General features: G+C 41.0%; 17 protein-coding genes. 8 read left to right on the top strand and 9 right to left on the bottom strand.

Annotated elements, in window-relative coordinates; genetic code table 11:
* Nucleotides 1–11 precede the first annotated feature (11 nt).
* Complete coding sequence (locus tag H6G86_RS15555; protein WP_190935078.1) at nucleotides 12–2354, bottom strand: ATP-binding protein; 2343 nt, start codon at nucleotides 2352–2354, stop codon at nucleotides 12–14.
* 312 nt (nucleotides 2355–2666) lie between these two features.
* Nucleotides 2667–2945 carry a TRADD-N-associated membrane domain-containing protein gene (locus H6G86_RS15550; protein ID WP_190935077.1) on the bottom strand — a complete coding sequence of 93 codons (279 nt, stop codon included), beginning with the start codon at nucleotides 2943–2945 and terminating at the stop codon, nucleotides 2667–2669.
* Between the two features lie 174 nt (nucleotides 2946–3119).
* Here H6G86_RS15550 and H6G86_RS15545 point away from each other — a divergent pair, with 174 nt between their 5' ends.
* The 3 genes from H6G86_RS15545 to H6G86_RS15535 are packed head-to-tail and all read left to right on the top strand — an operon-like array spanning nucleotide 3120 to nucleotide 4748.
* Nucleotides 3120–3449: a helix-turn-helix transcriptional regulator gene (locus H6G86_RS15545; RefSeq protein ID WP_242064832.1), complete on the top strand. Its 330-nt coding sequence runs from the start codon at nucleotides 3120–3122 to the stop codon at nucleotides 3447–3449.
* Nucleotides 3446–4252: a pentapeptide repeat-containing protein gene (locus tag H6G86_RS15540; RefSeq protein WP_242064831.1), complete on the top strand. Its 807-nt coding sequence runs from the start codon at nucleotides 3446–3448 to the stop codon at nucleotides 4250–4252. Before H6G86_RS15545 ends, H6G86_RS15540 begins: the two co-directional genes overlap by 4 nt.
* Before the next feature lie 52 nt (nucleotides 4253–4304).
* Nucleotides 4305–4748: a type II toxin-antitoxin system PemK/MazF family toxin gene (locus H6G86_RS15535; RefSeq protein WP_190935076.1), complete on the top strand. Its 444-nt coding sequence runs from the start codon at nucleotides 4305–4307 to the stop codon at nucleotides 4746–4748.
* Nucleotides 4749–4859: 111 nt separating this feature from the next.
* Here the strand turns inward: H6G86_RS15535 and H6G86_RS15530 are convergent, their stop codons facing one another.
* Together H6G86_RS15530 and H6G86_RS15525 are read right to left on the bottom strand one after the other, a co-directional pair.
* Nucleotides 4860–6563 (bottom strand): alpha/beta hydrolase, encoded by a 1704-nt coding sequence (locus H6G86_RS15530; RefSeq protein WP_190935075.1) that lies wholly within the window; start codon nucleotides 6561–6563, stop codon nucleotides 4860–4862.
* A gap of 430 nt (nucleotides 6564–6993) precedes the next feature.
* Nucleotides 6994–7917 carry a DMT family transporter gene (locus H6G86_RS15525; protein ID WP_190935074.1) on the bottom strand — a complete coding sequence of 308 codons (924 nt, stop codon included), beginning with the start codon at nucleotides 7915–7917 and terminating at the stop codon, nucleotides 6994–6996.
* Nucleotides 7918–8203: 286 nt separating this feature from the next.
* Here H6G86_RS15525 and H6G86_RS15520 point away from each other — a divergent pair, with 286 nt between their 5' ends.
* Nucleotides 8204–10303, top strand: coding sequence for a cytochrome c peroxidase (locus tag H6G86_RS15520; protein WP_190935073.1), 2100 nt, complete (start codon nucleotides 8204–8206; stop codon nucleotides 10301–10303).
* 419 nt (nucleotides 10304–10722) lie between these two features.
* Here the strand turns inward: H6G86_RS15520 and H6G86_RS15515 are convergent, their stop codons facing one another.
* Nucleotides 10723–11901: a GNAT family N-acetyltransferase gene (locus H6G86_RS15515; RefSeq protein ID WP_190935072.1), complete on the bottom strand. Its 1179-nt coding sequence runs from the start codon at nucleotides 11899–11901 to the stop codon at nucleotides 10723–10725.
* Between the two features lie 200 nt (nucleotides 11902–12101).
* Here H6G86_RS15515 and H6G86_RS15510 point away from each other — a divergent pair, with 200 nt between their 5' ends.
* The 3 genes from H6G86_RS15510 to ptsP all read left to right on the top strand — a co-directional run bounded on the left by H6G86_RS15510 (nucleotide 12102) and on the right by ptsP (nucleotide 16868).
* On the top strand, nucleotides 12102–12575 hold the full coding sequence (locus H6G86_RS15510; protein WP_114083191.1) for a hypothetical protein: 474 nt from the start codon (nucleotides 12102–12104) through the stop codon (nucleotides 12573–12575).
* A 491-nt stretch (nucleotides 12576–13066) separates the two neighbouring features.
* A complete protein-coding gene (locus tag H6G86_RS15505) occupies nucleotides 13067–14263 on the top strand; it encodes a phosphodiester glycosidase family protein (RefSeq protein ID WP_190935071.1) in 1197 nt (398 codons plus the stop codon).
* 88 nt (nucleotides 14264–14351) lie between these two features.
* Nucleotides 14352–16868 (top strand): phosphoenolpyruvate--protein phosphotransferase, encoded by a 2517-nt coding sequence (gene ptsP / locus H6G86_RS15500; protein WP_190935070.1) that lies wholly within the window; start codon nucleotides 14352–14354, stop codon nucleotides 16866–16868.
* A 128-nt stretch (nucleotides 16869–16996) separates the two neighbouring features.
* Here the strand turns inward: ptsP and H6G86_RS15495 are convergent, their stop codons facing one another.
* The 3 genes from H6G86_RS15495 to H6G86_RS15485 all read right to left on the bottom strand — a co-directional run bounded on the left by H6G86_RS15495 (nucleotide 16997) and on the right by H6G86_RS15485 (nucleotide 20176).
* Nucleotides 16997–17386: a hypothetical protein gene (locus H6G86_RS15495; protein WP_190935069.1), complete on the bottom strand. Its 390-nt coding sequence runs from the start codon at nucleotides 17384–17386 to the stop codon at nucleotides 16997–16999.
* A 226-nt stretch (nucleotides 17387–17612) separates the two neighbouring features.
* Nucleotides 17613–17909 (bottom strand): hypothetical protein, encoded by a 297-nt coding sequence (locus H6G86_RS15490; protein ID WP_190935068.1) that lies wholly within the window; start codon nucleotides 17907–17909, stop codon nucleotides 17613–17615.
* A 185-nt stretch (nucleotides 17910–18094) separates the two neighbouring features.
* A complete protein-coding gene (locus H6G86_RS15485; protein WP_190935067.1) occupies nucleotides 18095–20176 on the bottom strand; it encodes a TonB-dependent receptor plug domain-containing protein in 2082 nt (693 codons plus the stop codon).
* A 247-nt stretch (nucleotides 20177–20423) separates the two neighbouring features.
* On the opposite strand from H6G86_RS15485, the gene H6G86_RS15480 reads away from it, so the two are divergent.
* Nucleotides 20424–21050: a Uma2 family endonuclease gene (locus tag H6G86_RS15480; protein WP_190935066.1), complete on the top strand. Its 627-nt coding sequence runs from the start codon at nucleotides 20424–20426 to the stop codon at nucleotides 21048–21050.
* Between the two features lie 11 nt (nucleotides 21051–21061).
* Here H6G86_RS15480 and H6G86_RS15475 read toward each other — a convergent pair whose 3' ends face one another.
* Nucleotides 21062–21985 carry a tetratricopeptide repeat protein gene (locus H6G86_RS15475; protein ID WP_190935065.1) on the bottom strand — a complete coding sequence of 308 codons (924 nt, stop codon included), beginning with the start codon at nucleotides 21983–21985 and terminating at the stop codon, nucleotides 21062–21064.
* Between the last annotated feature and the right edge of the window lie 253 nt (nucleotides 21986–22238).

The raw sequence follows: 22238 nt of genomic DNA, 5'->3' as shown, positions 1-22238 counted from the left end.
ATTATCTTAAACTATTCCAGCGTGAAATAGAAAATAGAGCCAACACCTACGGTAGATTCAACCCAAATTTGGCCGTTATGAAGCTCAACAATCTTCTTAACAATAGCTAATCCTGCACCTGCTCCTCCACCGTACTTTTCCTGAGAGTGCAGTCGCTTGAATAATCTAAAGATAGTTTCTAAGTGATGCTGTGGGATGCCAATACCGTTATCTCGGATATAAAAGATTGGGGATTGGGGATTGGGAATTGGGGATTGGGGATTGGGGATTGGGGATTGGGGATTGGGGATTGGGTTAAGAAAAATCTTCCCTAGTCCCCAGTCCCTAGTCTCCAGTCCCTCATCTAAGTAGCCAATCTCAACCCATTGCTCTGCTTTATCGTTGTATTTGAAAGCATTACTAAGGAGGTTACTGAAGACTTCATTAACGAGAACTCGATCGCACTGAATTATTGGTAAAGGCCGAGGAATGCGAATATCCACAAGCCCAGAGCCTTGGCGACTAGCATGAAAGACATTAATTACTTTGTTGAGCAATTCGTTGAGATCGGTTGCTTGCTCTCGGAGATGTGCTTGTCCTAACTGCGATAGTCGCAGCAAAGCATTAATCAGAGTTTCCATGCGTACAGATAAGGACACTACTGTTTGCAAGCACTCAATTCCGTCATCATCTAATACTTGGGCATAGTCTTCTAGCAGCACCGTCGAGAAGTTATAAATGCCCCGCAAAGGTTCTTTGAGATCGTGAGAAGCAGCGTAGGCAAAGGATGCTAGTTCTTGGTTACTGCGTTCTAACTCCAAGTTGATTTTCGCTAATTCATCCGCTTTCGAGAGGACAATACCAACGATCGCATTACTCAGAGCGATCGCACTTTCAAGTTCACACCCTTTCCAAGGTAAAGAAGTTAATCTAACCGTTTCTTGCCATTGTTCAAAGGATTTTCGGGGAGACAGGGTATAGCTACCATCTCCCTCGGCTTTAATCGATTCTTGGGGATTTCCTGCCCAGTTTACTGTTTGGATAACTTCAGGGCGGAACCAAAGAATATAATAACGCCGGACTTTAGAAATTCGCAGCAGCAGCAAACCACTGGCAGTATCTTTAAATATGAGTGCTTCTGGATAAACCTTTGGCAGAGAATCGGTAGAAAATAGGTTATCACTAACTTGAGTATCTGCCCATTCAATTAACGCCCGCACCTGATCAATATTTGGTGTTGCTCCCACAAGGTTAATTTCATTATCCAGACAAACCGCCGCTCCAGAGGCACTGACAAAATCCAGCAAGCGGATTTCCGGTTTGATTAAGGCATCGATAAAGTTGTCTGCTTGGGAAATGGACTCAAGGAATTCAGACTGTAGCGATTTGAGCTTTACCTTATAGTCCCATTCCGAAGAACTAATTTTGTGCGCTAATTCTGAAGATACGATTTGTCCCAAAAACTCACACATCTTGCGTACTTCGTAGGAAATATACTTTGTCGTTTGATGATGGCAAGATATTAATCCCCAAAGTTTCTGCTCTTGAATTAGCGAAATCACCAAAAGAGCCTTCACTCCCATATTTTGATGATATTCAGCACAACACCAATCAAAACTTCTTAGCACAGAGTAGCTTAAATCAAGATGCTGATGTGTTGTCGGATTTTGCGTTGGAACTAGCTGGACAGGTTCGGCTGTTAAATCGGGAAGAAATCGCAGAAAGCAGCGCGTGTATAACTCCCTAGCCTGCGCTGGAATATCCGTAGCGGGATAATGAAGTCCTAAATAAGGTGATAAATCTTCCCGTTTTACTTCTGCAACTACAGAACCCGCTTGCGACTCATCAAATTGATAGACCATTACCCGATCAAAACCGATGATTTTTTGGACTTCTTCTGCGACTAGGTGCAGAAATTCTATCAGGTTTGATGTGGTTTGCATTTTTGCGATCGCTTCACCTGCCAAAGCATGAAAGCCTAAAAAACTCACCTCAGATTTTGAGTCAGTCGGTTCTAACTCCAGAATCACAGCCTCTTCTGTACGATGAGCGATCGCATCAAAATCTTGTTCTCTATACGAAGTATTTACTAATACTTTAAAAGCATTCGTGCTACCAATTTTTTTTACCAAGCACTGCTTTACAGCTTCTACTTGTTGAGCTTCTAATAAATAGCTCAATGGTTTACCAAGCAAATCTTTTGGCTCTTTACCTAAATAAGCTTGGGTATTGTTGCTAACTTGCAGTATCTCTAACTGAGTACTGAGTGCTAGTAGTACACCATGAGGTTGAATAGAGCCAGGTATATGGATAGGTTTGCGATCGTGGTTAGTCAGAGCAGTCGCTTGGGTAGTAGTATTTTTAGGCTGGCTCATAAATCAACTTATGTAAAGCTGAATTTTACAATAGCGCAATTAAATGTCACATTTCTTTAAAGTATATGCCGATAAGGATGAATGCGATCGCATATCATTTGTGCTTGTTATGGTTTTTACAGTAACTGAGGCATGGATAAAATCAGGAGGTGATGAGGGAGATAAGGGAAGTAATAATTCAAAGTAAGAAACTTCAGTATAAAATTTCTTACTTTGCCGACCATAGCAGAGCGACATGAAGCTAAAGGTGATTAGCGCTCATCTTTTTTGTCCTACTTACATCCCGATTTAGGCTTCGCTTGAGCCGCGAAGTTAGTTGTAATCCTTAGTAAGTTTTGTCAGGCGCTCGATTTTTCTATTAGCATCCCTGGACAGGGGAATATAGAGTCCAGTAGAAATTAGCCCTGTTACGGCTGTCACATTAGCTTGTGTGGTTTTGCCTGAAAGTATGAGAAAACCTGCCAATAAAGTCATACCAATGGCAGCGGCAATCGCCACACAAGATAAGATATAGCTCAATCGAGTCTGATACAGATGTTCTTGATAGGTTTTCCGTTTCATCTCTTCGTAAGAATTAGTTTGGTGTGCCATGAGCTTGAATTCGTGGTGGTATATGACCAAAGATAGTTGCCTAAAAAACTCACCCCAATAAAATTTAGGGTAATATTTTTACTTTACACTAAAATTTTCAACGCAACAAACAATGCCTAATTTTTTTTAGGCAAAAGTGCTAAGGTAGGAATTGTAAGGACAATAGGCAAGTATATGGAACGCATGAAGGCAGTCTCACGGATAGCGACACTCCGTGAGAAGGAAAAGCTAACTCAGCGCCAATTAGCTGAACTATTAGAGGTTACTGAGAATACAGTCGCCAATTGGGAAACGGGCAGGAGTAGCGTCGAATGGATTGATAGAGTAGTCAAATTGTGCAAAATCTTTGCTTGCTCGCCAGAGGATCTGATTGAATATGTCGTAAACACAGAACCAGCAGAAACATCTTTGGCATACCTACGTGCACGCTTAAATTCTGGTAAAGCAGCCGCACTAAATCAGCAAAATAGTGATGAATCTTCGGAGTTGAGGGCGCACCAATGATGCAACTAGTGGTTGATGCTGACTTGTTATTTGAGTATCTAATGTACCGACAGGAAGCTGAGAACTTAGTGGATATTATCGAAAAGCAACAAATTCAATTTATTATCACAGATATTGGGTTGAATAAAATTGGCTCATTAGCAAAGAATATGCCTTGCCCCGATGTTGCTGAAAAATTTGTATCTGCGATACAAGCAAAAATTTCAGTCTGTCCGATCTCTGATTTAATGGAGCAAGCAAACTCACTCAATCTTAAAGATCCTGAATCTGCGTTTGAGGTTGCCTGTGCAATTTTTATGGGGGTTGGCGCAATCATCACACGCAACCCCCAAAACTTTGATGGGGCTGATTTACTAATTCGGCCAGTGGAAGATTTAGAAAAGCTTTTAGAACTAGAAAAAAAACTAGAAAAACCCTATTTACCTCGTTTAGCAGTATTTCAACCTCTAACCCAAGAAGTTGCTAATCTCAGTGCTAGTAAACTACGTGAATCTGAATTTTTTAGTATAAAACAGCACAATATTTCTGGTAAGCTGCGTGAAGCTGAACTACATGGTACTGATCTACATGGTGTTGACGTGCATGGTATGGATCTGAGTGGTGTTAACCTGAGTTGTGCTAACTTATATGGTGCTGACTTAAGTGGTGCTAACTTAAGTGGTGCTAACTTGCGTGATGCTGACTTAAGTGGTGCTGACTTGCGTGGTGCTGACTTGCGTGGTGCTGACTTGAGCGGTGCTGACTTGAGCGGTGCTGACTTGAGTGGTGCTAATCTAAACATGACCCACGGAAGTTACGCCTAAAGCTCCTAAAGCTAGTACAGCACAGTGTAAATAAAGCAACTATTCAAAAACCGTGAGAAGGTTACTTTATGTTCAAGATAGAGGCGATATTGTCAAGTTAAACTGTGGAACTACAACGCAAATTACGGCTGATTCTATCCGACGTGTATTAGCATTAAGAACATCAGGAATGTCATTTGAAGATATTGCTAAAACACTTAGTGCTGAACTAAAACCTCAAGGGCGTGAGCAGATGGGCTATCGTCCTTTTTTAGTTATGTTGCCATTAAAATACAATCAAATGGCTTCCATAGTTCTAATTTGTCCAATTACTAATCAAAAAAAAGGTCTTAACTTTGAAGTTCCGCTTCCTGATGGAATGATAACCAGTGGCGTAGTGTTAGCCGATCAGATCAAATCACTAGACTGGAAAGTTAGAAAAGTTTTGTTTGTAGAGAGAGTTGAAGAGGATCTAATTGAAGAAGTGCAAGCAAGAATTGAACCTCTGATTTTATAAAGGTGCAAATAAACTCTACAGACGTAATTAATTACGTCTGTATAAATCAAATAAAAATCATCACATGCAGCAATGCAACACCAATATCCAACATCCAAAACCCGAAGCTGACTATGGTGTTAGGAACTTTTTTTTTGCGAATTTGGCTCCTTTGATATCCAGCAATTGTGTTAATTCGGTTGTATTTAATGACTTGACAAGACTTAAACCAAGAGACTTACTAGAAATGCTTTGAGTGTAGGCGGCGTTAAGATAAGGGGTGTATTGCGACTTTCCTGCAACGTAGGTTTGGAAGAAAGGTAAACTCAAAACATTCATGTAACGACGCGCTTGAGAAGCATCGCCAATCATATCAGTAGGTAATGCTACTTGTTGATTTGCAGGATTGCCATTACCAATAGTGGAAAAGTGAGTACCACCTACAAGCATGACGAGATACTTGTGTGAATTCGCAAACCAGGAGAAAGGTAAAATTTGCTCAGATAAAGCTGGTGCAACAGTATCATCACTACTGCTGACAATCATCACTGGAGTTTTGATTTGACTTAAGCCAGCTTTGCCGAAAATAGAACTAGTAATGGGATTAACTGCGATCGCAGCTTTTACTCTCTCATCCCGCAGGTTATAATCCTTGCCAGACTTGCTGATGCTCAATTCTAAAGCGCGACACTGGAGCAGTAAAGACATATTCCAGGTTTTTTGCAGTGCTGCTGGTTGACAGTCTTTTTTTAGCTGCTCAAAGTTGATTTTCGCGCCTGCCAGGGCCAAGGCTGTGTAGCCTCCCAAAGATTGACCAAATATTCCGACTTGTTGCAGATTTAAGCGACCTTTAAACCTTGAATCAGATTGATTACCTTTTTCCAATTGATTCAATATATATGTGACATCCAAAGGTCGGTCTTGAAATTCACCTGGTTCTGCTACTTCAATGGCGTGTCCCTTTAGCAGAGAACGTAATTGTTTAGTATCGCTACCAGGATGATTGGGAACGACAACAGCGAATCCGTAAGAAGATAGGTGCGTGGCTAAATATTGAAAGTTGCTGCTATCTAAACCCAAGCCGTGAGAAATCACAATTACGGGTGCAGTATTCTGGACATTGGGAATGTAAACATCAGTTAATAAAAGCCGATTGCGTCTTGAGTCGAAAAATTTTAGGGTGTACTTTTGCGATTTAAACTTGCCAGGAACCTTCAAATCAGGCAATTGCGAGAGATTTGGTTGTGGAGTGGTAGCAGCTTCTATTTTAGACTCTTGGGAAACTGCTGCGATCGCACTATGGGTTTGGTTAACAAGTTTCTCTAATTCCGTAGCTATTTCTAAAGTCTCTGCAACATCAAGACGAATGCTGCTGCTAGGATATTTACGCAAAACATTCAAAAGTGTCAAGCCTCCCGATTCAGCAGAGGCTGAAATTAGCGCCGAACGCAAATTACCAAATCCTGGTTGACTGGTTTTAATGACTTGCGCTAACCGATGCAGCAAAAATTCTCCTTGCGGTGTGTAGAGAAGTTGCGAAAGTACTACCGGACTAACTTTCACACGATTAAGTAAAATCCGTCGCAATTCTGGAAGCTGTTGTAGAGAAAGATATTGCTGATACGCTGCCAAATCTTCGTTAATTACACCTGTTTTGGCATAGTTTTCTAAAGTGTTGACTGAAATGGAAAGCTCTAAGGCTGAATAAGATGCATAAATCCGCTCTGCTGCCAAGACAGAATTACTAATTCCAAACGTTGGCAGCAGTGTTGAAAGAACCAGCAATAGGGAATTCTTTCTGAGGCTGCTGGCCCAATTACCAAACAAACTATTCATCGCTCAACTGTTTCGGTGGTCTGTTTTTATCAGGTGTTGGCTTTGGTAGTTATTCGGACACCCTGCTTGGTTTACTTTAAGTTTTTAGCCTCAATTTTCTCAAAACAGAATTTAGGAGTCAGCCGTTATAATTCAGTATGAATTTTGTATGACTTGCGAATGTAGAAAGCTTTATCTGACTCCTGAATTCTGATTTATGAATTCTTCTTCAAGAATTTTTTTCTTGGCTAGAAAGTCAAAAATTAGATCCTACAGTGTCACACAGATGGGTAAAGTATCCATCTTATAATGGGTGACTCTCGTAGTTCGCCTTCACTATCAAATCATAACAAATAAAAAATACTCTGCCTCAGTATTTATGTTGTAGCTTTGAATGTTGCACGGATTCTATAGCTAAATAAAACAGTAAAAATCCTGAAAATCCTTACTACTAATCAGCTTTCCCTAATGCGATCGCTACTGAACCTGTAACTACTAAACCGGCTCCCAATATTGCTACCAAACTGAAGTGTTCTGATGGTATCCAATCAGGTGCAATAACTGATACAACTGCAACTGCTATTAATGTCACAATGGGAGCTAAAGCTATTACGGCACTTACTCGTGATGCTTCCCAATGTTCTAATGATTCGGAAAAAGCACCGTAAGCGATTAAAGTATTAAAAGCACAAAAAAGCAACATTCCTAAATGGAAAGGATCGAGTATCAAAAGTGATTTTACTTTGGCTAGAGGAGTGAATAATAAAGCACACCCTCCATAAATAATCAGCATGATGCTGGCGGAAGATAAAGATTGTAATAACTGCTTTTGTGCTAAAGCATAAATAGCCCATGACGTTGAGCCTAGGGCTATAAAAACACTACCTAGTAGATATGTGCCATGCGCTGTAATTAGATTCGTTAGTTGTTCACGAAAGAATAAAACATAACCGCAAATCATTACACTGACACCAATCCATTGATACAGCCGATAACGTTCTTTAAAAATCACTAACCCTCCAAAACCTAATAAAAGGGTAGATAATTGAATCAGAACTTCAGCGTTAGCAGGTGATGTTAGTGATAAACCTTGGGTAAAAAAGAAGTAATTAATGCCTAAGAATAGTGTAGCGATCGCTAATAATTTCCAAGAAGACGAACGTAGTTGTTCTAACTTTGGTAACTTGCCACGTATTCCTAAATACACAGCAAGTAGTAAAAATGATATCGAAAATCGAAACCAAACGACGGTATAGACATCAAGTACTTGCAGAATTACTGCCAGAGCAATAGGTAAAATTCCCCACAATAAAACCGTTAATAGCGATAATACTAGCCCTAAGCGCCAGCGACCAGAACTTTGATGTAGTGACATTCAAGTATCCTACTCAAAGTAGGGCTGATGATAAGTTAAAACGTATCTAATTTGCATGTTTAAATTTTACAATCTTTTATTGACAATCTATCTTAATAGCTTAGTAAAAATAAATTAAATGTAGAACAGCTTATTGACCTGACTCAATTTATTTTTAGTGCTAAATGATGGCGTTTCTTGTTCATAGAAAATTTGTAAATAGCGTAATTACTTTACATTAATATTAAAATTCAGGGTTACACGTAAATGTATAATTTGTTTCAGTTTTATTTTAGTACAAAGCATTATGGGGTTTCTACTCACCTTAAGCTTAGTAATTTCTATTACGAGCTTATCCATTTACTTAGTACTGACCTCAAAAAGTCGATTTTTACTCAAATCTATGGTGACAAAAATAAAGCGCCAAGAGTGGAGATTCAAATATGGCAAGCTTAACTACCTGAGATCAAGATTTTTAAAGACTATAACAATTGCTGTCATTATTATGGCAGCAATAATAGCTGGAAATACTGTCTCGGCCCAGGTTACGCCATCGCCTCTACCTTCGCTCAAAAGCATATCGGTTCCAGAACCGGACAATCTGGGAGACTTCGTAAAAGACAAAGTAGCCGCCATAAAGTTAGGAAAAACTCTTTTTTGGGATATGCAGGTTGGGAGCGACGGCATAACCGCCTGTGCTAGTTGTCACTTCCATGCTGGGGCCGACAATAGATCCAAAAATCAGATTGCTCCTGGACTTTTACGGATTAACCCTGATGGTACGGAGAATCCAGATGCGGTTTTTAATGTTGGTGGTCTACCAAACTACCAACTCAAACCAGGAGATTTTCCTTTCCATAGTAACGATGTCAGTTCTTCTCAGGGGATTTTCAATAGTAAGTTTGTTGATGTCACACCTGGTAATGCACAAGACCAAGTAACAAACGAGCCAGATCCAGTGTTTAACGTGGGAGGCGTTAATGTGCGCCGCGTCGAGCCGCGTAATACTCCAACCGTGATTAATTCAGCATTCAACTTCCGCAACTTTTGGGACGGAAGGGCACAAAACATCTTTAATGGGGTGAATCCCTTTGGTTTAAGAGATCCTAATGCTGCGATCGCCAAAGCAGCAAACCCAAATAAACTAGAATTTGTCAAAGTCAGTCTGAAAAACGCATCTTTGGCATCCCAAGCGGTTGGCCCACCACTCAGTTCCTTTGAGTCATCTGCTGATGGTCGAACTTTTCAAGAAATTGGTGATAAGTTCGGGCGAATTGACAAAAGATCCCTCAGCGCTGGTAAAGGTAAAAAGCTCCCCCGAAAACTTGCGAAAAAGTTATTACCTCTAAGACCCCTAGGTAAGCAGGTAGTACATCCACAAGACAGCGTTTTAGGTGCAGATAGTAGATCGCCCAAACCCGGACTCAAGGATAAAACTTATGGGCAGCTAATTCAAGATGCTTTCAAGCCGGAGTGGTGGAAGTCTAATCAACTGATCCAAGTTGATGATGAAGGTAGAAGGACTTTTGTCAAAAAGCCCGATCGCTCCTTGGAGACTAATGAGTACACATTAATGGAGTACAACTTCTCGCTATTCTTTGGGCTGGCAGTTCAGTTGTACGAGTCTACGCTCATTGCCAATGATACGCCCTTCGATCAGTTCTTAGAAGGAAAAGATAATGCCCTAACTCCTGAGCAAAAACAAGGGAAACTACTGTTTGAGGGCAAAGCTTTCTGTATTGCTTGTCACGTAGGCTCGGAATTGACAGCTGCTTCAGCAAGCAATGTGGCTAAAGAAGGACGAATCAAACGTGCGCCCTTCCCCCCAAATTCCCCTGAAGACACTGGCTTCTTCAATATCGGTGTCACACCTGTTACAGAAGACCCTAGTTTGGGTGGTAATGACGCTTTCGGTAATCCGCTTTCAGAAGCACGATTGGCTCAGTTAGGGAAATTCCAGCTTCTTCTTGGCGAAAACCCTCCCATCCTGAATCCACCGTTGAATTCTAGTGAAGCTGTGTTTGCAGCCGGAGGTTTCAAAGCACCTGGACTTCGCAATGTGGAACTTACTGCTCCCTACTTCCACAATGGAGGTTATGGAACCTTAGAGCAAGTGGTTGATTTTTACAATCGGGGTGGTGACTTAGGGTTTCTTCCCCCACTGGGTCTCTCAGAAGAACAAAAACAGCAATTAGTCGCCTTTTTAAAAGGTCTGACTGATGAGCGAGTTCGGTGTGAGAAAGCACCTTTTGACCACCCGCAACTGTTCGTCCCCAATGGACATCCATCAGGTAGCTCTACATCCGTTATGAATGACGGTACTGGCAAAGCTACAGATAGTCTATTAGAAATTCCTGCTGTTGGTGGTAAGTATGGTTGTGATGGTACTCCAAATTTCTTGAGCTAACTAGCCATTTTCTATTACCTTAATCAAAGAAAAATCATAAACCTTTATTTTTAATAGGTTTAGGTTGGATTAAGGAAGGAAATTCAACACCAACGAAAACTACTTTTAACAAGGGGTTTAAGACAAGGAGCTTAAGCCCCTTGTCTGTTTAAGTAAGTCAGAGTAAGTGAGGGAGATAAGGGGATGAAATAACCAATGCCCAATGCCCCATGTCCCAATACGTTTCAGTTAAGGCTAAAACTCTTTGTCAAAGTCAATTTTTTTACGAACCACAGAGACGCAGAGGGCACTGAGAGAATAAAGAAATGCTTAACTGAACTGTATTGCCCAATGCCCAATGCCCCATTCACAATGCCCCATTCACAATGCCCCATGCCCAATGCCCCATTCCCAATGCCCAATGCCCAATTCCCAATTCTTTAAAAGAAATCAGCCATCCAAGGCGAAGCACCGGCAAATATTTGCGTAGCTGCTAAAATAGCCGTTTCTGTACCATTCAGTTTTCCCGCTATTTGCAAATGGTAGGGGGTAAACAAGCTTGAATATAATGCTGCTAATTCCCGGATATCTAGCTGCAACTCACCTTTTCCACCTTTTATGACTTCACCACGTCCGTTGGCGACAGAAAGAATAAATTTACCATTATTTCCAGTTAGCAAATTATCTTGAATTTCTAAGTGCAATTCGGCTTGGATTCCCGGTGGATAACCACGCAATTCCAGCGCCTTGACTGCATCTATTATCCGCAGCAACCAACGACTCGTAGTCTTAATCTTGGCAGTTTGCTCTGGTAGCAGCAATGTCAGGGAATCAATTGCAGAACTCTTCCATCGCACCTGTTGAATTTGGGAACGATGACTTGCTAGAAAAGACCAAAAACTTTGTGCAGCAGCAACTGTACTCAGTACCCAATCTTTGACGAAGAGGATTTCACCATTATCTGTTCGCTCTTGAGTAAAGATGATGTAGCCTTGGGGTTGGTCTTTAGTACCAATCAAATAGGTATAGACTATTTCCTTATCATTTGGTTGAATTATTCGTTCCCAAATTGCTGGATGTCGGTCTAAATATCCATGCGTTTGTCTCGCCTGCTGCTGATATAGCTCATGAAAGACTTGATGATTGATGCTTGCTACTAATTCTAAAGGTAGGGGTTGCTCCCGTACTTGGATATTCTGGGTAGCAATCTCCCAAATACACCAGCTACCCCCCTGCTCATAACCTACTTTTCGGTACAAGCTTTGAACAGCTGGATAAAGAGCGGAAATTACTATACCTCTATCGTAAAGTTCTTTGAGGGTGTGCTGCATAAGAGCGATCGCAGCCCCCGAACCCCGATATTCTGGAGCAATTCCCACTACGGCAATTCCTGTCATTGGTACACGTTGACCACCCCACCACTGACCCATGTCGAGAGTTGCTAATCCACCAGCTACTTGCTCTAATCTCCGAATAATACGGAAATTTTCTACGCCAATCATGTTGATGTAAGCTTCCTCACCACCAAGGGCGCTGATGAAACACTGTTCAAGGATATGTTCCAATTGCTGGATATCCTGTGGATGGGCGAGAGTGCTGTATTCAAATTGAGCCATCATCTCTGATACCACTAGTATTACAAAACCATCCGCCAGTTATACAGAATACCCAACTGGATTCTGACTCCTGACTCCTGAATTCTGTTTGATAAATATACTATGCGATCGCGCGGTTCGGACAAGATAGGAATACCATATTGAAATTTAATTTGTATAGCTGGGCACTCTAGATTAAAGAAACATACTGGAAACTTATTCTTATGTCCACGACCTCAATTAGTGCAACACTGGCACAAACACAGAGAGATGCTGTGTTCCAAGCGATCGCTACGATTAAAGAAAACTTACCATTTTTAGTTGATTTGAGTGCAGATGACCGAAAAGCTTTACCCAAGATGGGAGATAAAAGTCGGGCGTTTGTAAGCAAAGCATTAGAAGTAGCGACGCAAAACCCAGAGTTCTTACCGCGATCGTTTGACATAGATGAGATGCGGAAAGATGTGCAGTTGTTTGAAGCGTTGTATCCACTATTGCTCTCGTTGACACAATTGCAAGATTTGGTAGATGATACATCCTTGGCAGTAGGCAGCGAAGCTTATGCAGCAGCTTTGCAAGTATATAACTATGCTAAAGTCAGTGGTCAGGGGACAGGTTTAGATACGATGGTTGAAGAAATGGGGCAACGATTTTCTCGTAAAAATCGGAAAGTTAAGTCTCAACAGGTAGCACCGTAGGAAATAACTCATCAATTGCACTGTTGAAGTGCAAGTTTAAAGCTCAAAGCTTGAACGTTCGAGCAAAAAGGTCGGAGTTCCGAGTTCAAAGGCTCAACGTTCGAGCAAAAAGGTCGAAGTTTCGAGTTCAAAGGCTCAACGTTCGAGCAAAAAAGTCGAAGTTTCGAGTTCAAAGGCTCAACGTTCGAGCAAAAAAGTCGAAGTTCCGAGTTCAGAGGCTCAACGTTTGAGCAAAAAGGTCGAAGTTCCGAGTTCAGAGGCTCAACGTTGAGATTTTGAGAGCGATCGCAAAAGCATTTAAAATACAGTTCGGTTAAGATCCCTAATGGATCTGGTTTTTCAAATCATCTATACTTGGTTTTTACTGTCAATGTAGAAGTCCCATAGCAATCCTAAATGATCTCCAGATCCCCGATTTCTTGAAGAAGTCGGGGATATAATTTTAATTTTTAACGAATGATTTAGAATTGCTATAAATCAATCAAATACTCATGAATGTTGTAATAAATTTATTGCTTTTTTTGCTGCCAATTCTGAGTAGCTTTTGGATTGCCCAAACTTTCAACCCTTTATCTTCTTATCAGCCTCTCCATGCTATAGACGGAGCGGCTTTATATAAAAAAGAATTACCCAATGGGAATGAAGCCTATTTACAAGTTATCAATCTTCGCAAAATACACATAGACCAAATTATCGGGGAAGTAGATAATATGGGTATAAATGAGGGTAAATATTATCAGGGAGAAAGTAAATATCACAGTCCTTTTTTCAAAAGACATTTGTTTTCTGAAGTTGCAGAAGAATATAAGAAACTCTACTCAAATAACGTTTTCTCAATAATTAATTGTTCTTTTTTTGAGCAATACGAGTCTAGTACTCAATTATCTTTTCCAATTAAATTAAATGGTGTAGTCATCAGTGGTGGTAATAGCCCTTATGGGCCAATAAAACAACCAAAAGATAAATACTATAGTAATATTCGTCTCAAAGCTCTAGTCTGGGATAATAAGCAGGCATACATTACCGATTACAACCAGGTTAGCGGCGCACCTCTGAACCAAAATAGAGTCAAAAATGCAATTGTCACTTACCGATACAGCGATCATCCAGCAAAAGTCTTAGCCCAAAACCAAGCAAATAAGTATCAAGTCATCGGTACTCTAGACAAAGATGGTGTTAAAGGTGACGAGTTATTGTTGATTATGACGGTGAACAAAGCAACTCTGGATGAGGCAGCCGATTTATTACGTAAATTAGGAGTTAAAGGCGACATCATTACTGTTGACGGCGGCAGATCAACTTATTTGTTCAATTCCCAGAACGGAAATATTATTGTTCCCCAACTTTCTAATCCGCAAGAAAATCCTGCCTTCCGAAACCTTCCTCATTATTTGGGATTCCGTAAGACAATTAAAAATCAGGTTGCACCAAAAATCCTGATTGGTCAGCTAACTGCTAAAGTACTTCCCAAGAAGGATCAGCCCTTTTTAATATTGTGGCAAGATAATTTTGATAGCGATGTCTCGATTAAGCTGTACTATGGAGACAAACTTATCCAAAATATTTCTTCCCGTACCGCTAGCGATGGTGTTTATGAGTGGATACCACGTATTTCTGTAAAAGAAGGCTATTTTATTCGTATTTCTAGCTGGAAAGACCGGAATATCTTCGGGGACTTGCAATTGTGATCAGGATAAACGCTGTTTTTAGCGGTGCGGAATGGGAAACTGTAGTGGATAACGAGCTAAACGCAAACCTCTTAACAAGTTTGGCGGTATGGCAGCGATCGGAATTGTTATCGTCTCTCACAGTAAACAACTAGCTCTAGGTGTGCGGGAACTCGCCGCGCAAATGGTTCAGGGCCAAGTTTCCATCGCTGTTGCAGCAGGTATTGAAGATCCTGAAAATCCATTGGGTACAGATCCGATTCAGGTTTATGAAGCGATCGCTTCTGTTTTCTCTGATGATGGTGTTTTGGTATTGATGGATTTGGGTAGTGCTTTGCTGAGTGCAGAAATGGCCATTGAGTTTTTGCCAGAAGCACAGCAACAAAAAGTGTATTTGTGTGAAGCACCTCTAGTAGAAGGTGCAGTAGCTGCTGTTGTTGCGGCGGGGGCTGGTAAAAACATTCACCAAGTCATGGCGGAAGCACGCGGCGCACTCCTAGCAAAAGCAACTCAATTGGGTGTAAGTCCGTTGCCAGTTGTCAGTGACAACATCGAAGTAAGAAATTCAGAATTTCCCGTCAAAGAAATCCGGCTAATTGTCAGCAATCGCTTAGGATTACACGCCCGTCCCGCAGCCCAGTTTGTGGGAACCGTCGCCCGGTTTCAATCCCAAATTCTGGTGCAGAATTTAACTAGAAATACTGCGCTAGTTCGGGGTGACAGTATTAACCAAGTCACCACTTTAGGGGTGCGTCAAGGAGACGAACTGCTAATTACTGCCGCCGGTTCGGATGCAGATGAAGCACTAGCGACATTACAGGCATTATTCGCAAATAATTTTGGTGAAGATAATGTTGCTTTGAACTCTCCACCAGTATTTCACCATGAAGTTACCCCAGCAACTCACGGCGAACTTTCGGGAATTGCCGCTTCTGCGGGAGTAGCGATCGCACCTGTGGTTAATTATCAACCCACTCACATTACGATTACGGAATATCATGTAGACGATCCGGAATCAGAGTGGCAAAGAGTACAAGCAGCAATTCAAACTGCTCGACAAGAAATCCAAGCAGTTTTTTCACAAGCATCTCTGCAAATTGGTGACGCTGAAGCCGCTATCTTCGATGCCCAATTACTATTTTTAGAAGATCCAGTATTGTTGGAAGCGGCTCATCAGCATATTTTAGACCACCATATAAATGCTGAAGCGGCTTGGCAAGCCGTAGTCGATAAGGTGGTAACTTCCTACCGAACACTTGAGGATGCTTATCTGCAAGAGCGAGTTGAGGATGTTATTGACGTAGGGCAAAGGGTACTACGATTACTAGCTGGGAATGCTCCTGCAAACTTGCATCTTTCGGAACCGGCAATTTTAGTGGCGACTGATTTAACCCCCTCAGATACCGCTAGACTAGATCCGAGAATGGTGTTGGGTATTTGTACAACTTCTGGTAGCGCCACTTCCCACAGCGCCATCATCGCCCGGACATTAGGTATTCCAGCAGTTTTGGGAGTGGATTCCCAGGTGTTGCACTTGGCAGATGGTACACTCATGGCCCTTGATGGTGAAAGTGGCAAAGCTTGGGTAGAACCAGAATCACATATCCTAGATTTACTGGAGGCAAAGCGAGAGGCTTGGCAAACTGCCCAACAGGAAGCACAAGCAACGGCACACCAGCCAGCAATTACTCTTGATGGTCGGCAAGTTAGTGTTTTCGCCAATATTGGTAGTATAAATGATGTCCAAGTTGCTGTCGCTAGCGGTGCAGAAGGAGTGGGATTACTCCGCACAGAGTTTCTTTATTTAGATAGGACAAGCGCCCCTACAGAAGAAGAACAACTTGAAGTGTATCAGGCGATCGCCCAAGTTTTAGATAATCGTCCACTAATTATTCGTACTTTAGATGTCGGTGGTGATAAGCCACTTCCTTATCTGAGAGTAGGGTTTCCAGAAGCGAACCCTTTCTTAGGCTGGCGGGGAATTCGTTTCTGTTTAGATCATCCAGAACTCTTCAAAACTCAGTTACGGGCAATTTTGAGAGCCAGTGTGGGACACCAAATTAAGATCATGTTGCCGATGATTGCCACTGTGACAGAGGTACGTGCAGCTAAGGTAATTTTGGGTGAAGTGCAGGCTGAATTAAACCAAGCTGGTATTTCCTTTGATGCAGCGATGAAAGTGGGGATTATGGTAGAGGTTCCGTCAGCAGTTGCGATCGCAGATCAATTAGCAGCTGAAGTAGACTTCTTTAGTATAGGGACTAACGATCTGAGTCAGTATGTCATGGCTAGCGATCGCACTAATCCCCGCGTGGCAAATTTGGTTGATGCACTACATCCAGCCGTGCTGCGAATGGTGCAGCGAACTATCAAAGCTGCCCATGCTGCCGGCATTTCGGTAGGATTATGTGGAGAATTGGCAGCAGATACATTAGCAACACCAATTTTATTAGGTTTAGGGCTGGATGAGTTGAGCGTCAATCCTCAAAGTATACCTGGAGTGAAACAGGCGATCGCTCGATTAAGTATAGTTGAGAGTGAAGCGATCGTGGCATCAGCATTACAACAAGATTCCGCAGTTCATGTCAGAGAAATAATCTCAACTTCAGTTATTCCCCCTGCATAATATTAATTCGTAATTGATATCCATAATTGAATTAGTTGTATCTTTAGACCCCAACTAATTCAAGATCACCAATAATTACGAATTACGTTAGCGTAGCGGGGCGTAGCCCATTACGAATTACGAATTAATTAAAATCTGATTCCCAGTTGCCCGTTAAAACCACGAATAGAATTGTAACCAGCACCAACAAAAACGTTATCAGTAGCACCTACCTGAACACCACCGGAAACTGCAACACCTTTATCTTCTGAATAAAGTCCAACTCCTACATAAGGTGAAATGACAGGCAAACTGATAAATTTCAAAACATCTACTCCCGTAGTGCCATCAGGGCCAGTTCCTAGCTCAACCCCAAAATTTAAAGCTCTAGCGCCTACAGCATAAGTTATGTCACCATCTTTTCCACCGACTGAAACCCAAGGTTGCGGTACAAGTTGAGCCGATGCTTGACTTGGGGCAAATAAAGCTAATAAACCAATAGATGTAATTAATGTTTTCGCAATAATCGCTATTTTCACGTTGTTTTCCTACGTATCTTAATTGTTTTGTCAAAACTACCCCTACTATTAACTAGGGTTTGTCTGTGATGACTAATCGTGACGGATTGAACCTCTTACGAGTGCCCGATAAATTCAAGGATTATTTTGGTAATGTAGCGTTTGCAGCCGTAATTTTTAATTATCAAGCATATTTGCTGATTACTTTCTCAAAATACTTAAATGCTTTCACAAAAGTTCATTTGGCTTACTCAAAAGTAGACACATCTCGCAGCAAACCAGGAATTTCTCCTTGAGAGAAAGGAAACTCCAGCAAAGTTTCTCTAAGGCCCAAATATCCAGATTCAGCAAAAGATAAAAGCATTCGTGAAAGCGCTAGCCAAACCTCCGGTTCGTATTCCCAATCACGATAACGTGAAGCATGAGCGGCAATTGAACGTAACGCCCAGAAATAAGAATTCCGCACCACCGAACCACCTTTCTTAAACTCTGGTAAATCATCGTGGTGGATAAAAAGTATTTGATTGTCAATTCTAGCTCTCATCGCAATTTTAGATTTTAGATTAAAAGTAAATCTTAAATAGGGTGCATTACGGCTTTAGCCTAACGCACGATGTTGCATAGTGACCAAAAAACTCGTCTTTTCTCTGTGTTCTCTGCGTCTCTGTGGTTCAATAAATAACTTTTAAACCGCAGAGTCACAGAGAACGCAGAGAGAAAAGCAGACACCTAAAAATTGGCGCTTAAACCCACACGAAAAGTAAATCCAGGGCTATAAATGCGATTAACTCGCTCATATTGCTCACCGAGGAGATTTTCTAAGTAAACTGTCAATCCTACATTGCTAGTTACAGGTACACGACCGCTCAAATCTAAATTTACGAAAGAAGGCGAAAAATCTGTAATCGTGTCACCAGGGTTTGTAAAAAAGGCTCTGCGAGTGCCACTGTTGTAGGTAACATACAAATTAGCCTGCCAACCTGAATTTTGATAACCCACACCAGTTTGCAGTACAGAGTAGGGAATCAAACCTAACTGTAAACCTCTCTCTGAGCCTGTTTTTATTTGAGCATCTGTATAAGTGTAGTTGAGGAAAGTTGACCAGCCAGCCGCAATTCTTAATTGCAATGCAACCTCTAAACCATTGGTATTTACTAGTCCAATGTTTTCCCATCTGCCGGCGATGACTCCCAAGCGATCGCCTATACTACTACCAAAGTAAGTAAACTGTCCAATCAGATTATCTGAAAAATTGACATCTACTCCCGCACTCCAAGTAGAGCCAGTTTCTGGTCTTAAATCAGGGTTTGGTTCCCAACCATGAACTGTATCATAAACATACAACTGATCTAACCCAGGATTGCGTTGTGCCCCTGCCCAACTTCCACGCACTGCTACTAATGGTGTGACGGCATAACGTAACCCAACACTAGGGTTGAGATAATTTCCAAACTGGCTGTCAAAACTTTGCCTCAACCCTAAATCTATCAGAAAATTATCGCTAATATTCCAAGTATTGACAGCAAATAAAGCTGTATTAAACAAACTCCTATCTTCAGTTTCATTAGTTGCAATCCTACTAGGATTCGTACTCAAAACATCACCGTTTAAATCGGTGTTTTTCAAATCTAATCCCCAGCGCAATTCATTATTGGAAGTAACTTTCCACTCATGGTCTACCCTGGCTGTAAGTTGTTGTGTATCTAAAGCTCCTGTACGGTAAAATGCTCCTGTAGGGCCATAAGTGCTGAAATAATCTTGGTTATAACCAATTGAGGTAGTAAGATTAGAACTTTCGCCATTACCTAGTCGAGTTTTCCAAGATAAGCCAACGTTTAAACCATCGTGGTCTAATCTATCTCTTTGCAGAGGGAAACCAAAATAAATTAAGCCGCGACGACTGCTAAGTGCAGTAACATCTAAATTCAATGAATTTTTTTGATCTAAATCTAATCCAATGCTACCGAAGTAGGTACTTGTAGCTGTATCTGCATTTGATAAAAATCCCTGTTCATCACGATTTGCTGCACCTACAGGCACGCGATAACGATTATCTGTAAAGAATCTTTCAAAGCTAAAGTTATATTTAACATTATTGGATGAAGCACCATAAGTCACTTGTTGATTATTTAAACTCAATGAGCCAAATTCTGCACTAGCGCTCAATTGAGGTTTACCATAACCTTCCTTGGTGATGATATTCACAACTCCCCCAAAGGCTGAGGAACCATACAAAGCGGAAGCTGTACCGCTATATAATTCCACTCGTTCAATCGCCTCTACAGGAATGCTATTTAAGTCAGTTCCACCATGATAAGTGTTGACATTATTGTTAATTGTTCTGCCATTAATTAGAAATACAGACTGATTAATTGAGGCTCCACGATAGTATGTACCTGTGTGAATATCTGCACCATGACCTACGTCATTGATTGCAAAACCAGGCATTCTTTTTAAGATATCCGCTAAACTTGTAGCACCCTGCTTTTGAATTTCTTCTTTATCAATTACATAAGTTGGTGTAGATTGAGGTAGGTAGTCTGGTTCCGCGATCGCTTCTATAGAAATGTCTGCATCATCTGTATAATCTGGCTGAGTTTCTGGATTAACTTCACTCGGTGCAGATTGTTGAGTTAATAATTCGGCATTAGTGGAGGGTAGCTCAACTTCATTCAAACTCTGAATATCGGAAATGACTTCGGTTGATTTATCAGTATTTCTCTGCTCAATTTCACTCTCAGCAGCAAAGCTAGGAAATGCTATCAGTAAACCCGGTAAAGCAACTGTTAGCAACAAAAAATCTTTTTTCACGTTCTCTTTCACACCAAGTAAAAACAGTTACCACGTAGTATTCTTGCTGTAAAAGTAAAATCGTGTCAAAAGACACGCTGTCATATTTCCACAGATTTAGATTCTCAACTTTTTAAAAAAGTTGGGAATATTGTTGTTCAAAGATGAGTCAGTATTGCTATATAATTTGCTATTACATACTAACTATGAATTACGTTAGCATTAATAAAACTGGACGCTTCATAAACAGAATAAAAGGCAATAATTTATGATTCAAGCCTTACGCAAAGTAGTTACATTTGATGAATTCATTGCTAAATATCCCGACAACACAGGAAAACGTTATGAGTTGCATGATGGAGTAATTGTAGAGATGCCGCAACCTACAGGCGATCATGAACAGATTATCGTATTTTTAGTTCAGAAACTTATTCTAGAATATAGTCGCATCAACTTACCTTATGGCATCCCGAAAATAGTGCTTGTAAAACCGCTTGAAAGTGAATCGGCTTACTCACCAGATGTACTGATATTAAATCTTCCTAATTTGGTAAATGAACCTCTGTGGAAAAAAGAATCTACTGTAAGCCAAGCGGAATCAATACCTTTAGTAATTGAGGTAGTGAATAGCAATTGGCGTGATGATTATTTAAAAAAAGCTGCTGACTATGAGGCTGTAGGCATACCAGAATACTGGATTGTAGACTATGCTGCTTTAGGCGGTAGGCGATTTATTAGCAACCCCAAACAAGCAACTGTCTCGCTTTACATCTTAATTGAGGGAGAATATCAAGTCAGCCAGTTTCGAGGTACTGATCGCATTATCTCACCTACTTTCCCAGAGTTAAACTTAACCGCAGAACAGATTTTTCAAGCTGGTGGATACCCTGTATAGTCTTTACACTCTTACAAAAGAGCGATTTCCGTTGCAGACGAAATTTGTTGTCGCAGATTCTTCAGTAAATCTAAAGTTTTTTCGTAAGCAACTTTTTTTCCTTGCTGTCCATAGTACTCAGATGCTTTTTGTAAATCAGATATAGCTCCTAAATGATATCCTAAGCGATAGTGAGCTACTCCCCGATTAACGTAAGCCTGGGCATTACTGGGGTTGAGTCTGATGACTTGAGAAAAATCACGCACTGCACCAGAGTCATCTCCATTTCGGCCGCAAGCACAAGCCCGGTTAAAATACGCTCTATAATCGTTAGCATTGAGACGAATTGCTAGATTAAAGTCGAGCATCGCTGCTTGGGTATCTTGTAAGACAAAATGCGCCAAACCTCGGTCATTGTATATATCTGCAAGCAGTAAGCTAGTAGTTCGGGGAATTTGAGTTAAAGCTAAATTAAAGTCAAGAATTGCCTCCGAGTCTTTCCCATCCCCTGCAAAGGCTAACCCTCGGTTGTAGTAAGCTCGAAAATCGTAGGGTTTAAGTGCAATCGCTAGATTATAATCAACTATGGCACCGGAATAATCCCCTTGTATGTAAAGTGCCAAACCCCGGTTCAGATAAGCCTCAGAGTCATTAGGTGCAAAATTTATAGCTTGGGTACAATCTGCGATCGCTTGATGGTAATCTTGTAATTGAAGATAAGCAAGACAGCGATCGCTGTAAGCTACAGCAAAATCTTTCTCAACTTCAATTGCCTGATTAAAACTCTCTATTGCTTCCTGGTAATTACCGCTCCGCATCTTATCTACACCTAATTCCAAAAAGTTACTCGCCGTAATTTTGGTAATGGCAACGGGTGCTGAATGTGCAGATAAAGTCAAAAAACTGAGAGAAAAAGCAATAATTACACCGATAAATAATCGCCAGAAATTACTCATAGTACCAAATTAGGATAGGTCGTACTGTTTGATGTTCTTGGAACAGTCTTTTTATCAAGACTATATAATCCAAAATTGGTATAAGCATCCTATTTGACAATTTTGGCAAACCTAAAATTAGCGGGACAAAAGCCCCGCTAATTGTTAATTTTTGAAGTTATACCAATTCTATGTGAGACTGCACTTTATTCACGTAGGAGCAATTCATAAATTGCTCCTGCAATCTGTAGTTTTACATCAGTCTTCTAAGCGC

The organism is Nostoc sp. FACHB-133 (genome assembly GCF_014698055.1).
In the GTDB taxonomy this organism is placed as follows: Bacteria; Cyanobacteriota; Cyanobacteriia; order Cyanobacteriales; family Nostocaceae; genus Nostoc.
Note: the sequence above shows the minus strand (reverse complement) of the source record. Positions and strands in the feature narration are given on the sequence as shown.